A 13,558-nucleotide genomic window follows, 5' to 3' on the forward strand; every position below is an offset into this window, starting at 1 on the left:
TTGTATGTGCTGTTATGATGCGCTGTCGCGTGCGGTGAGCTGATGATAGGCCACCGGTATGATGAGCAGTGTGAACAGGGTGGATGCAAACAGCCCGAAGATGAGCGCATAGGCTAGTCCTGAGAATATGGGGTCCAGCGTTATGGGCCACGCGCCCAGTGCCGTGGTTGCCGCCGTGAGCAGAATGGGGCGCAGCCTTGTGGCCCCGCTTTGCAGCACGGCATCGCGCAGGGGCATGCCCTGCTTCATGGCTTCCTGAATGAATTCTATGAGCACCAGTGAATTGCGTATGACAATGCCGCCCAGTGCGATCATGCCGATCATGCTGGTTGCCGTGAAGAAGACCGGATCATCATAGTTGCCCACGGTATTGCTGAACAGCAGGTTGAGCAGCCAGAAGCCAGGCATGATGCCGATAAGGGTGAGCGGAATGGCCGCCATGATCAGCAGCGGCAGGCCGAAGGAATCCGTCTGTACCACCAGCAGCAGATAAATGCCCAGCAGTGCGACGCCAAAGGCAATGCCCAGATCGCGGAAAACATCCAGCGTGATCTTCCATTCCCCTTCACCGGCCCAGTCCACGGACGTTGACGGTGGCAGCGGGTTGTCCCGCAACGCGGACGACATGTCCAATATGGCCTCGGCAGGGGCGCGTCCGGCCATTTCTCCGTACACATAGACCACCCGTTTCAGGTTCTTGTGATAGATGGGCTGGTCTTCATCCACAAACCGGAAGGTGCCGAGTTCTCCCAGCGGCACCATGTGGCCGGATGAGGATTTGAGTGGAATCTCTTCCAGCATGGCAGCGGAAGAACGCTGGTCCCGAGGCAGCATCACATGAATGGGCAGGGGCTGGCGTTCGTCCGGCAGGTGCAGCGTGGCGGGGCGTATGCCGCCCACGGCCATAAGCAGCGTATCAGTAATATCGCGGGCGGAGATGTCGTGCAGGGCGGCCTTTTCACGGTCCACCGTGAAATTGAGCCGTTGCCGCGGCGCTTCAAAGGAGGCGTCTATGTCCGTGAGTCCCGGTTCCGTGCGCATGATGCCCTGCACGTGCCTGGCTGCTGCGATCAGCTGTTCCGTTGTGCGGTCGGGCGAGCCGTATATCTCTGCGGTGATGGTGGAAATGACAGGGGGGCCGGGGGGCGTTTCCACCAGCTTGAGCCGTGCGCCGTGCCTGTCTGCAATGGCCTGCAGGTCGTCGCGCATGCCAAGGGCAAGGGCGTGGCTCTGCACATCGCGCCCGGATTTGTCTGTCAGATTGATGCGTATGTCCGCCTGATTGGGATTGCCGCGCAGGTAGTAGTGGCGCACCATGCCGTTGAAATCCATGGGCGAGGCCGTGCCCGCGTAGGTGGTGAAGTCCGTTATGTCGGGCAAGGTGCGCAGATAGGCTTCCATCTCCCGTATGGCGCGGTCTGTAGCTTCCACACTGGAGCCTTCCGGCAGGTCGAGCACAATCTGCAGTTCGTTGCGGTTGTCAAAGGGCAGCATCTTCAGCGGCACATAGCGGCCTGCCGCAAGCGCGATGCTGAAAACAAACAGCAGTCCGGTCGCGCCCATGAGCCACAGGCGGGCAGGGCGGGAATCGAGGAATGGTTCAATGCAGCGCTTGTAGCCGTTGGTGACCCATGCGGGCGTTACATCGCCCTGCACAGCTTCTCCGGCTCTTTTTCTGAGCAGAAGGTAACTGAGCCATGGCACCACGGTGAGCGCGCAGACCGTGGAGAATATGACAGTCAGCGGCACATTGATGGCCATGGGGGCCATGTAGGGACCCATCATGCCCGTGATGAAGAACATGGGCGTGAAGCATACGATAATGGCGAGCGTAGACATGATGACCGGCGGCAGCACCTCGCGCACGCCGCGCAGGGTGGCGGGCAGGGGCGGCAGTTTTCCGGCTCGGATGTGGCGCTGGATGTTGTCCACGTTGGTGATGGGGTCATCCACCACAAGGCCGAGAGAGAGGATGAGCGCGAACAGTGTGACGCGGTTTATGGTGTACCCTGCGAACCAGTTGACGGCCAGCGCCAGCGCAAAGCTGACAGGTACGGCCACGGCCACCACCAGCGCTTCGCGCCTGCCCAGCGTGAAGGCGAGCAGAACCACCACCGTGACAATGGCAAAGCCGAGCGACGAGAGCAGGTCATCCACCTTGGCCTGTGCTGTTGCGCCATAGTTGCGCGTCACCCGTATGTGCACGCCGTCCGGCAGAATGGTCTTCTGCAGCCGGTCTGCCGTGGCGATCACGTCTTCCGCCACGGTAACGGCGTTGGTGCCTTTTTTCTTGGATATGCCCAGCGTTACCGCCGGAACGGATTCCTGCCCCATGGCGGCGGGCAGACCTGCCTCTTTCGTATAACTTTCGGAAAAGCCCATTCGCACGTAATCGCGCGGTTCCTGTGCGGTGTCAGAAACTTCGGCCACATCGCCAAGGTAGACGGGGCGTCCCTGATATGCGCCCACCACCAGCGAGCGCACTTCTTCCGTATTGCGGAGGAAGGAATCGGAGGTAATGGTGAAGGTGCGGTTCAGGCTGTCCATGCTCCCTGCTGTGACCGAGGCATCGGCACCGGAAAGGGCGGTTCGCACATCCAGCGAGGAAACGTGGTACGCGCCAAGCGCCTCGGTGGAGAGGGAAACACGAATCTCTCTGGGCATGCCGCCGGTCAGCGTGCAGCGGGAAACATTCTCCACTTCCGCCAGCCGGTGGAACATCTCCTCTCCCATGCGGCGCAGATCCTGCGGCCCGTAGCCCTTGGCAGCATCGGCGTAGATGGTCAGAGTAACGATGGGTACGTCGTCAATTTCCACCGGTTTGACAAGCCAGCTCGTCACCACCGAGGGAACGAGGTCCTGATTTTTCATGATGGTGTTATGCAGCCGCACCAGCGCGTTTTCCCTGTCTTCGCCCACGCGGAAGCGCACCGTGGCGAGGCAGGAATCCCTGCGGGACATGGAATAGACGTATTCAACCCCGTCTATCTGCCAGAGCAGTCGTTCCAGCGGTGTGGATACGAGTTTTTCCACTTCCTGCGCAGAGGCACCAGGCACCTGCACCATGATGTCGGCCATGGGAACGATGATCTGTGGTTCTTCCTCCCTCGGGGTGGCAAGAATGGCCCCCACGCCGAGAGCCAGCGCAAAGATAAGAAAGAGAATGGAGTTCTTGTTCTTCAGAAACTGCCCGACAATGCTGATGATAAAGCCGGAGTCGGTTTCATCCGTCTTTGGCTGTTCGGTATGTCCTGCCTGTCCGGTATGTCCTGTCTGTCCGGGCTGGTCCGCCTGTCTGGTTTGTCCCGAAGGCGTGGGCTCCCCGTTCTTCATCGGGGTTGCATTGTCTGCGTTGTGCAGGCCGGAATCATTGTGCATTGCCAAGCTCCAGCATCAGCGTTTCGCCGCCGTTCAGGCCGGAGAGCACCTCCACTTCGTCACCGTGCCGCAGGCCGGTTTTGACATAGACGGAGGTGGCCTCGTCTCCCTTCAGTATCGTGACTGACTCAAGCTGGCCCACGCGGGTTACGGCCCGTGCGGGAACAAGCACGGTCTTGCGTTCCCCGACGGGGATGAACGCACGGCCGAACATGCCGGGATAGAAGGTGGCATAGGCTCCGGTTTCGGCGGGCAGGCCGATGCGCACTTCAAATGTGCGCGACAGCGGGTCGGCAGCGGGAACAACTTCCTCCACAACCCCCTCAAGGGTAATATCTCCTATGGCTACCTGCAGTCTTGTACCAATGCGTACCTGCCGGATGAGGCCTTCGCGCACCTGCGCCTCCAATCTCAATGAGCCGCCGGTTTGCAGCACGAGGAGCGGTTTGCCGGGAAAGGCCAGATCGCCGGGTTCGGCCTCGCGGCGGACAACCTCGCCATCGTCGATGGCGCGGATTATGCCGTAATCAAGGGCAATGCCCGCTTCTTCCAGCATGTTGCGCGAGCGGCTTTCTGCGGCCATGGCGCCGGAAATTCCTTCCGAAGCCTGCCTGAGGTTGGCTTCTGCCTGCGCGTAGGCGGCTTCTGCCTGATCCATTTCGCTCTTGGCTACGGCATTGGTGTCATATAGCGCCCGTATGCGCTTGTACTGCGCTTCCACCTTGGTAAACGCCGCCTGTGCAGATGCCTTGGCCTGCCGCGCCTGCTGCGTTGCCGCATTGGCGGAGCTTATGGCCTGCTGTGCCTGCTGCCTGCGCGATTCCAGCTCGCGGGTATCCAGAATGACGAGCACCTCACCCTTTTTTACCCTGTTGCCGGTGCGCACGCGCATTTCAAGAATGCGGGCGGTTATCTGCGCCTCTATGCGGGTTTCCGTGCGGGGCCGGATGGTGCCCACCGCCTGCTGGGTTTCCGTAACCGTGGTCACGCGGGCCACGGCTGTTTCCGGTCCGGCCTGCGCCGTAAAGGGAATACAGAGGTGAATGCCTGCGGCAAGCGCCATGCCTGTGATGCTTTTTCTGAATATGGAAAGAGGGAACATGTGTGCTCCGGAATGCGGGTGTTGCGGTGTTACTGCTTTAACCCTGTATAGCGTATCCCCATTTTTTTGAGAAGGGCGAATAGCCCGCGCGTGGCGCGATTGCTTCCGTATGCGGGAGCCGAAACGGAACGATGCTCGCGATCAGACGTAAAGGGTAAATTTCTAGCGGGGTTGCAGAGTGATGACCGTTGCGCTATGCGTTGCCCATATGGTGAACGCGGGGGGAATATGAGTACCAGGCAGAAATGTGTACCGTACCGGAATGAAAGTGTTCTCGTGATGTCGGGGAATGAGCGGCATGTTTCCGTGGACCGCAAGATGCTCAAGACTCTGGGATACACCAATGTTACTCACCTGACCTCGCATGAGCTCGGCCACGAACATCTGGGCAGGAACACGCCTGATCTGCTCATTGTGGGCAGCTCGCTGACGGACGGTTCGGGGCATGATTTCATCCGCGCGTCACGCAAGATGTTTCCGGAGACGGTCGTCCCCAGCGTCATGGTCACGCTGTGCAACCGCAAGAATGATGTGCTGGAGGCCATCGGCGCCGGTTGCGCGGGCTATGTGCTCCGTCCCTATTCCATGGATACCATCTCGCGCCATATCTCCGTGGCGCTTGATTCCTTCCGCATCAATCCTCTGGATAATGAACAGCTGACAATGGCCCGCGAACTGGTTTCCGCAGCCTGTTTTGATGAGGCCATAAGCGAGTTTGCCGAGCTTGTGCCTCATGAAAACGAGGCGGACAGGTATTTTTCCATGGGAACGCGGGCGCTGATGGAAGGCAAGTTCGGCAAGGCCATAATCGCCTTCAACAAGGCGCTGGCGTTGAATGCTCTGTATGCGGAGGCCTACCGGGGAATGGCAGATGCCTACAAGGGCAAGGGGGATATGGAGAAGTACGGGGAGTACCTGAAGAGTGCCGCAGACATATTTGCGCAGCAGAACAGGCATCAGGAGGTGAAGGACCTCTTCATCGAGATTCTCCGTCTGGACCCCAACGCGGTCAATCCTTACAACAAGGTGGGCATGCGTCTTCGCAAGGACGGAGATTATCAGTCCGCACTGCAGATGTATTTTCAGGCACAGGAGCTGTCACCCGATGACGAGAACCTGTGCTTCAATATTGCCAAGGCCTACATGTACCTTGAGGATTTTGAAAGCTCCTGCCGCTATCTCAGGGAATCGCTGAAGATTAATCCGGAATTCGAGCAGGCAGGCACGCTGCTGACAAAGTTGCAGCGCAAAAAGGGCTGATTTCCGTTTATTCCGACCTACCTGTGTAAATCGTACTACCCGCATCGCCGGTTAGTCTGCTTACCTTGCTTATTCTATTCTGCCTGCACTATTGATTCAGGCTTTTTTCTACTCAGGCAGCCTTGGCAAGAGCGGCTTTTCTGGCCGGTCAGAACCGCAGGGTGGCCCGCAGCCTGTCCGTTTTCAGCAGAAGATCCAATCCGTCGCGGATATCCTTCACAACAACCTGCGCCGCGCCCAGTGCTGCCGTGGAAAGGCCCTCGTCTCCGAGCACAGCCACAGAGAGCGCAGCCTTGCCCAGCATGAGGTTGTCGTTCCTGCCGTTACCGAAGGCGGCGCATGTATCGCACCCTTGGCCTGTCAGCACGCGCAGCTTGGCTTCATCTTCGTTTTCCTTCACGGAATCGGGCTTTGCTGCGCCGATAACCACCACCTCAACGGGCAGCCCCTGCACATTGCGGGCAACGGTGCCGTGGGTATCTGCCGTGAGCACAATGATGTGCAGCAATGGCCCGAGTGCCTGCAGGCGTTCGGCAACGCCTTCCAGCAGTGCACCGTCTTTTGCCAGCGTGCCGTTGTAGTCCAGTATGAGGGTGGAGAGGGTGAGCGGGCCTCTTCCCGGAATATCTATTCGCAGCATGCGGTTTCCTCCAGCATGAGTTCCAGTGTTTCCATGTCGGGCAGGCCGTTCTGTCTGTCCCAGCAGCGGAGAATGCGGCCGCTCCCCATAAGGACAAGCCTGTCCGCAAGACGCAGTGCCTGTCCGAGGCTGTGGGAAACCATGATGACGGGATATCTGTCTTTCAGTTGCCCCAGCAGAGCTTCTATGGTTCTGGACGAGACGTTGTCCAGCGATGCCGTTGGCTCGTCGAGCAGCAGCATGGCGGGGCGCATGGCCAGAGACCGCGCAAGGCAGAGGCGTTGTTGCTGGCCGCCGGAGAGTGTTTCCGCCGGGGCATCCAGCCTGTCGTACACCTCGTCCCACAGGCCCGCATCACGCAGCGCCCGTTCCACGCGCACGGCAACGACAGGCGGCGTGAGGCTGAGAGCATGCTGCAGGGGCAGGGTCATGTTGCGGCGGATGGAAACGGGCAGTACGTCCGGCGTCTGGAATACCATGCCCACACGGGTGCGCAGTGTGGCAGGTTCGGGGAAGCTGGTATGGATGTCGGTAAGCGTACCTTCAAGCAGTACCTGTGCATGTCCGGATGTTCTGCATCCTGCAAAGCATTCGTTCAGCCGGTTGAAGGTGCGCAGCAGGGTGGATTTGCCTGACCCCGAGCGGCCTATGAGCACGGTCACGGCATGGTTGTGCGCTTCAAAAGAGATGCCGTTCAGCACCTGCCGTTTGCCGAAAAATACGTTCAGGTCGCAGAGGCGGGCGGCCACGGACTGCGGCAGCGCGCTGTCACCGGAAAGAGAGCCGCACTCTGCGCTGCATGCGGTGCCTGATGTCATATCGGGTGAGGCCGTTGCCACGCTGTCGTGTTTTGTGTGCATTGTATCAGTCATCATCACGGATTCCCTGCCAGCGTTGTTCCAGAGTCCGCTGCAGCTTTGAGGCTCCCGCAAGCAGGGAAAGCGAGAGCACGAGCAGTACCAGCGTGGTGGCGAAGCCCTGTTCAAGCTCCAGCGCATCACGGTACTGCGAGGAGCGGTAGAAGATGGTGAAGGGGAGTGCCTCGAACCGCGAGAAAATGCCTGCGGGCAGGCCTGCGTTTGCCACCGCACCGGTCAGCATGATGACGGCGGTGTCCTCTGCGGCGCGGCCTGCGGCGAGCAATATGCCGCCGAGTATGCCCCGTGCAGAGGATGGGAGCAAGATATGTCGCAGGGTCTGCCATTTGCCGAGCCCCATGGCAGCACCGGTAAGATGAAGCTGTCGGGGCAGTGATTCCAGCGCCGCCCGGGTGGTGGAAACAAGAACAGGCAGCACCAGCAGGGCAAGACAGCAGGCGGCCAGCAGCAGTGATGCCCCCGCGTTCGGGGCTATAGTGCGGCGCAGCATGAGCAGCATGGTAAAGCCGAAAAGCCCCATGACGATGGAAGGAATGCCTGCCAGAAGGTCCACGGCGAATCCCAGCACGGCTTTGGTGCGCGATGCAGTGCTGGTGGCAAGGTAGATGCCGCAACCGATGCCCGGCCCCAGCGCAAGCAGCATGGTGAGGCCGAGAAGCGACAGGGTTCCGGCGCATGCGGGCCATATGCCGTCCCATACGGGAATGCGGCCGGTCATGGCCTGCAGGGCAGGAACGCCGCCGAAGAAAAGATTTGCATCAAGTGCTCCGGCACCACGGGTGACCAGCACGCCGGTCAGCGCGGCCAGAGCAAGGGGGACTATGAGTGCGGCTCCCCATACTGCCGTGCGTACGAAATAGGTTGCAGGTCTGCTCATGCTGTTTCTCCGGTACGCAGAAGGGAGCGCAGGCACAGTTGCACCGTCACGTTGACGAGCAGCAGCAGGCAGCCGGCAACGAAGACCGAACCGTATGCCGCGCTGTTGCTGTCTGTGGCGAGCACGAGGCCGATGTGGGCCGTAAGGGTGCGGATGCTGTCCCATGCGGCGGAAGGCCACTGGGGGGCGTTGCCCGCAAGCATAAGCGGGATGAGCGTGTCGCCGATGGCCCGCCCGAATCCCAGTGCCGCAGCGGCAAGCAGGTTCTTGCGGCAGGCGGGCAGCACGAGGTGCGTGAGCGTCTGCTCGCGGGTAAAGCCGAGAGCGGCTCCGGTCAGCCGCAGGCGGCGCTCCGTCTGCCGCATGCCCGCATCCATGACAAGCGCCATGGTGGGCAGAATGACAAGGGAGAGTACAAGACCGGCCGTTGCCCAGCTGAGTCCCGAGCCGCGCCCGAGCCCTTCGCGCATGATAGGCACCAGCAGGAATATGGCTGCAAAGCCGTATACCACGGTGGGAAAGGCGGTCATGCCGCGCAGCAGCATGAGCAGCAAGCGGCCCACGGGGCGGGGCAGAAAGCCGCGTATGCCGCAGCACAGGCCCAGTGCCAGCGGCCAGCCCAGCGCAAGGGCGGAAAGCGCCACGCACAGCGAGGCCGCCAGCATGGGCAGAATGCCGAACTGCCCGCGGCCGGGGTTCCACACGCCGCTGAGAATGGAAAGACCCTGCCCGCCTGTGAAGACGGGCAGGGCAAAAAGGAACAGAAAACCGAATATGGCCGCCACGGCAAGCCCTGTCACAAGGGCGCTGGCACCAAACGTTACATCCGCTATCCGGTTTCTGTCGAATCGCATGTTACTTCGCTACGGGAATATAGCCGCTGGCGCGGATGATCTCTGCACCTTCGGGGGTGAACACGTAGTCGATGAAGTCTTTCACTACACCGGCAGGCTCGCCCTTGGTGTTCATGTAAAGCTTGCGGGTGATGGTGTAGGTGCCGTTGGCGGCGTTTTCCTGCGAGGGAGTCATGCCGTCCATGGTGGGCGCCTTCACGGTGCTGTCGATATGGCCGATGCCCACGTAGCCGATGGCACCGGGGTCCTGCGCCACGGCAGTCTTCATGGCACCGTTGGAGGGCACCACGTTGGCGGAAGGAGCAACGTCACCCTTGGCGAGCAGCTTCTTGGCGAACACTTCGCGGGTGCCGCTGGCTTCGTCGCGGGTGTACAGGCTGATGGCACGGTCTTCGCCGCCCAGTTCCTTCCAGTTGGTGATCTTGCCTGCGTAAATGTCCTTCACCTGTGCGGCGGTCAGGGCGTTGACGCCGTTGGCGGGGTTGATGACCACGGCCACGCCGTCAATGGCAAAGGCAAAGCTCACAAGGCCGTACTTGGCAACTTCGTCGGAAGAAAGAGCACGACCGGTGTTGCCGATCTGCACCAGACCTTCGCCCACCTGCTGCACGCCCACACCGGAACCGCCGCCCGCAATGCTGATGCGGATGTCTGGGTTAACGGTCATGATGCGCTTTGCAGCTTCTTTCATTACCGGAATGTGGGCGGTGCCGCCTGCAATATCAACGGTTCCCTGCTTGCCCTTGAAGGCGTCGAGCGGTGCCGCTGAGGCAAGGGAGACGGAAAGGGTCATGGCCATAGTCAGGCACACAATCATAAGGACGCGCAAACCACGAAACATATGCATTCTCCTTGGGATGTTGAACTGCGGACGGCGTGTTCGATCTGTCCGGCATTGTTACAGTTTGGTGACAATAGGCAGTGGAGGGGTATGCGGCAAATCGAATGATCAAATCGAAATAGTCATTATCTATTTATATAATCAATAGTTGGTGTGCCGTTACGTTTGCGAGGAACCCCCGTTTCTTCAGAGAGAGGAGGTCAGGCAGCGTCGGAGTTACTTGTGTTTGCGAAAGTGCCGTGGGGTTGGCTTTGTGCCGTGTTCAGGGTAATGAATGGCCCACACTGGCGGACGCAACGGGGAGGCGTCTGCCGTCACCCCCCCCAATCCGGAGGATGCATAGATGAAACATCTGCCCCTTATTCTGCCCCTTACTCTGCTTCTGTTCTGCGCGAGTATCCTGCCCGTAACGGGTGCGCATGCAAAAAGCCCTGCGCGTCAGACCTCTGCCAAGGCCATTATGGGAACGACATGGATGTGGTCTTCAACCACCACGCCCATGGAAACCATCGAGGCGGAAGTGCCTGCGCGATACACCATAGCGTTGGAAGACGGACGTGTTTCCGCCCGTTTCGACTGCAACCGAGGTGGCGGAACCTACAAACTTTCGGACGGCACACTGTCGTTCGGCATGATGATGTCGACCATGATGATGTGCGCGCCGGATTCGCAGGATTTGGTTTTCAAGCGCGATCTGCAGTTTGTCACGACCTTCTATGTGGAGGATGGCGTTCTGTACCTGGGCCTTGATGACGGCGCCGGAACCATGGAGTTTCGACCCGCCCCGTAAGTGAGCTGATATTTTTTACGGCATTTGAAAAGCCCCCGATTCCAAGGAGTCGGGGGCTTTTTTGTATCGTTCTTCGTGATCGCGAAGGATGGCATTGCAGTCCGTGCGGTTGCTGCAACTTGTAGAGCCGTCATTCGCTCTGCGGCACATCCTGCGGATTGTCGGTAACAATGCCCGTAACACCCCATTCCATGAGCTGCCGCATGCGGGCAGGCTCATTGACCGTGTACGGATTAACCGCAAGTCCGGCATTGCGGACGGCAGCGATGGCTGCCTGTGTCAGGCGTTTGTGCCCGGGGTGCCATGCATCGGCACCAAGGGCCCGCACGGCTTCAACCGCATTGCCCGTAAAGGCGTGCGGGGTGAGCAGGCCGGTGAGTACCTGCTCGGCGTGCCGCTTGCTCTCTGCAACGTAGTCGGGATTGAAGGAAGAGATGATGACCGCTTCCTCCATCTTCAGTTCAAAAACCACTTCCAGCGTTTTGCGGACAATGGTGTTTGCAAGCTGCTCGGGCATGGCTTTGGAGACATCCTTGATCTCAATGTTCACCAGCATGCCAAGCTCTGCGGAACGCTGCAGAGCCTGTTTCAGTGTAGGAACGGGCTGCACCCCGAACGAGGTGTCCGTTCCGGAATCCTTGCGGCCACAGCGGCGGCGCGGGAAAATGCCCGCATTCAGCACGCTCAGTTCCTCAAGGGTGAACCGCCACGGCAGCGCGGGCGGATTGTTGCGGAAGAACGCGTGGCCCGCCGCATCGGTGGTGCGCAGCAGGTTCAGGTCGTGCAGCAGCACGGGAATGCCGTCCTTGGTGAGCACAACATCCAGCTCCCAGCCGTCTGCGCCCTTGGCATGTGCCGTTTCCAGCGAAACAATGGTGTTTTCGGGAGCCAGCGAGCGGCAGCCGCGGTGTCCCCAAATCAACGGTTTGTCGGTATCCAGAGAAAGACGCACGGTTCATGCTCCGTCAGGGACTGCCGTAGCGGCGGCCCCGGTCTGATATATGTTGCACGCCGGTGACTGTGTCAGCCGGTCGAAGACTGGTCGCCACACAGGCCGCCGGTATTAATGATTCAGAATCTGGTCGAGGAACATGCGGCAGCGTTCTTCCCTCGGAGCGGTGAAGAATTCTTCTGCCGTGGCGTATTCCACGATCTGTCCCTTGTCCATGAAGACCATGGTGTCCGCCACTTCACGGGCAAAGCCCATTTCATGCGTCACACAGATCATGGTCATGCCCTGATCGGCAAGTTCGCGCATGACATCCAGCACTTCCTTGATCATTTCGGGGTCAAGGGCCGAGGTGGGCTCGTCAAAAAGCATTACCTTGGGCTGCATGGCCAGGGCGCGGGCAATGGCCACACGCTGCTGCTGCCCCCCGGAAAGCTGCCCCGGGAACTTGCGTGCCTGCTCGCCTATGCCCACGCGTTCAAGGTAGGTGTAGGCAATGGCCTCCGCCTCTTTTCTCGGCATCTTGCGGACATGGATGGGGCCTGCGGTCACGTTTTCCAGAATGGTCAGGTGCGGGAACAGATTGAACTGCTGGAACACCATGCCCACTTCGCGGCGGATGCGCTCGATGTGGCGCACGTCGTTGGTGAGCGGGGTGCCTTCAACGGTGATCACGCCTTCCTGATGTTCCTCAAGCCGGTTGATGGTGCGGATGAGCGTGGATTTGCCCGAGCCCGAAGGACCGCAGATAACCACCTTTTCCTGCTTACGGACCTGCATGTTGATGTCCTTGAGCACGTGGAACTGCCCGTACCACTTGTTCAGGCCCTTTATGTCTATGACCACGGGAGCATCCCCGAGGTGGGTGGCCGTATATGTCTGGGTGTGCATGTGAGTCCTCTATTTTCCGGCGGAGGGAATCTTGCGTTCAAGGTGCTGGCTGTAGCTGGAGAGCCCGAAGCAGAGCACCCAGTACCAGAAGGCGATAAAGACATACGCCTCTTCCAGCCTGCCGAACCACTTGGGGTTGGAGGTAGTGGCAAAGGCGATCTGCAGCAGGTCCACAAGACCCACTATGCCCACGAGCGAGGTATCCTTCAGAATGCCGATGAAGTTGTTCACCATGGGCGGAATGACGATGCGCAGCGCCTGCGGCAGAATGACCACGCGGATCTTCTGCCAGTAGCTCATGCCCAGCGCGTCTGCCGCTTCATACTGCCCGCGAGAAAGGCCCTGCAGGCCGCCGCGTATGTTCTCTGCAAGGTAGGCAGAGAAGAACATGGTGATGCCCACCATGGCGCGCAGCAGCTTGTCGAGTTCCATGTTGGAAGGCAGGAACAGCGGCAGCACCACCGAGGCCATGAACAGGATGGTGATCAGCGGCACCCCGCGGATAAGCTCTATGTAAGCCACGCAGAAGGGGCGGGCGATGGGCATGTTCGATGTGCGGCCCAGCGCCAGCAGAATGCTGATGGGAAAGGCGGCAATCATGGCGACCGAGGCCAGCAGAATGGTGAGCATCAGGCCGCCCCAGTAATGGGTACCCACCGCAGGCAGGCCGGTGAACCCGCCGCCCCTGATGACGGCGAATACGAGAAGGGGTGTTGCCAGCCATGCGGCCCGCAGCCATGTGGCGCGTCTGAGCGGGCGCAGCAGGGTAAGCCCGACCATGACAAGGACGAGACACAGGGCCAGTAGAGGCCGCCAGCGTTCTTCCGCCGGATAGATGCCGGTTATGAACACGGGCCACATCTCGCGCAGAAAGCCCCATGCCGCACCGGAGTGCTGCTTGGCGACCGCAGGATCAAGCGAGATGCTGGCATTGACCACAGCCCAGTTCCAGAAGGGGACCACTGCCCGCCAAATCAGATAGAGCGAACCTGCCGTGAGCAGGGCGTTGTACCACGGGCAGAGCAGGTTGGCCCGAACCCATCCCCACACGCCCACGGTTGCCGCAGGCGGAAGTCTGTCAGGAATATCGTGTACCAT

Annotated in this window: 12 protein-coding genes; 2 read left to right on the top strand and 10 right to left on the bottom strand. The window is 60.0% G+C overall.

Going from position 1 to position 13,558, the window contains the following annotated elements; translation table 11 throughout:
* Positions 1-12: 12 nt before the first annotated feature.
* Both HUV30_RS07605 and HUV30_RS07610 read right to left on the bottom strand, forming a co-directional pair.
* Positions 13-3,378, bottom strand: coding sequence for an efflux RND transporter permease subunit (locus HUV30_RS07605; RefSeq protein ID WP_243452108.1), 3,366 nt, complete (start codon positions 3,376-3,378; stop codon positions 13-15).
* Positions 3,368-4,480 carry an efflux RND transporter periplasmic adaptor subunit gene (locus HUV30_RS07610; protein WP_174404845.1) on the bottom strand — a complete coding sequence of 371 codons (1,113 nt, stop codon included), beginning with the start codon at positions 4,478-4,480 and terminating at the stop codon, positions 3,368-3,370. The genes HUV30_RS07605 and HUV30_RS07610 overlap by 11 nt, the downstream gene beginning before the upstream one ends.
* Before the next feature lie 279 nt (positions 4,481-4,759).
* Between HUV30_RS07610 and HUV30_RS07615 the strand changes: the two genes are divergently transcribed.
* On the top strand, positions 4,760-5,740 hold the full coding sequence (locus tag HUV30_RS07615) for a tetratricopeptide repeat protein (protein ID WP_243452185.1): 981 nt from the start codon (positions 4,760-4,762) through the stop codon (positions 5,738-5,740).
* 148 nt (positions 5,741-5,888) lie between these two features.
* On the opposite strand, the gene HUV30_RS07620 is transcribed toward HUV30_RS07615, so the two are convergent.
* Genes HUV30_RS07620 through HUV30_RS07640 form a run of 5 tightly spaced genes read right to left on the bottom strand, consistent with a single transcriptional unit; the run spans position 5,889 to position 9,830 of the window.
* A complete protein-coding gene (locus tag HUV30_RS07620) occupies positions 5,889-6,380 on the bottom strand; it encodes an HAD family hydrolase (protein WP_174404847.1) in 492 nt (163 codons plus the stop codon).
* Positions 6,368-7,255 carry a phosphate ABC transporter ATP-binding protein gene (locus HUV30_RS07625; protein ID WP_243452109.1) on the bottom strand — a complete coding sequence of 296 codons (888 nt, stop codon included), beginning with the start codon at positions 7,253-7,255 and terminating at the stop codon, positions 6,368-6,370. Before HUV30_RS07625 ends, HUV30_RS07620 begins: the two co-directional genes overlap by 13 nt.
* Positions 7,245-8,135 carry an ABC transporter permease subunit gene (locus HUV30_RS07630; protein WP_174404848.1) on the bottom strand — a complete coding sequence of 297 codons (891 nt, stop codon included), beginning with the start codon at positions 8,133-8,135 and terminating at the stop codon, positions 7,245-7,247. Before HUV30_RS07630 ends, HUV30_RS07625 begins: the two co-directional genes overlap by 11 nt.
* A complete protein-coding gene (locus tag HUV30_RS07635) occupies positions 8,132-8,989 on the bottom strand; it encodes a PstC family ABC transporter permease (RefSeq protein ID WP_174404849.1) in 858 nt (285 codons plus the stop codon). The genes HUV30_RS07630 and HUV30_RS07635 overlap by 4 nt, the downstream gene beginning before the upstream one ends.
* A gap of 1 nt (position 8,990) precedes the next feature.
* On the bottom strand, positions 8,991-9,830 hold the full coding sequence (locus tag HUV30_RS07640) for a phosphate ABC transporter substrate-binding protein (RefSeq protein ID WP_174404850.1): 840 nt from the start codon (positions 9,828-9,830) through the stop codon (positions 8,991-8,993).
* Positions 9,831-10,173: 343 nt separating this feature from the next.
* Here HUV30_RS07640 and HUV30_RS07645 point away from each other — a divergent pair, with 343 nt between their 5' ends.
* A complete protein-coding gene (locus HUV30_RS07645; protein WP_174404851.1) occupies positions 10,174-10,620 on the top strand; it encodes an META domain-containing protein in 447 nt (148 codons plus the stop codon).
* Between the two features lie 130 nt (positions 10,621-10,750).
* On the opposite strand, the gene HUV30_RS07650 is transcribed toward HUV30_RS07645, so the two are convergent.
* From HUV30_RS07650 to HUV30_RS07660, 3 genes are all read right to left on the bottom strand, one after another.
* On the bottom strand, positions 10,751-11,572 hold the full coding sequence (locus tag HUV30_RS07650; protein ID WP_174404852.1) for a glycerophosphodiester phosphodiesterase: 822 nt from the start codon (positions 11,570-11,572) through the stop codon (positions 10,751-10,753).
* A gap of 111 nt (positions 11,573-11,683) precedes the next feature.
* Positions 11,684-12,460, bottom strand: coding sequence for an amino acid ABC transporter ATP-binding protein (locus HUV30_RS07655; RefSeq protein WP_174404853.1), 777 nt, complete (start codon positions 12,458-12,460; stop codon positions 11,684-11,686).
* Between the two features lie 9 nt (positions 12,461-12,469).
* Positions 12,470-13,558, bottom strand: a complete 1,089-nt coding sequence (locus HUV30_RS07660; RefSeq protein ID WP_174404854.1) for an amino acid ABC transporter permease — start codon at positions 13,556-13,558, stop codon at positions 12,470-12,472.

Source organism: Desulfovibrio subterraneus (genome assembly GCF_013340285.1).
In the GTDB taxonomy this organism is placed as follows: domain Bacteria; phylum Desulfobacterota; class Desulfovibrionia; order Desulfovibrionales; family Desulfovibrionaceae; genus Halodesulfovibrio; species Halodesulfovibrio subterraneus.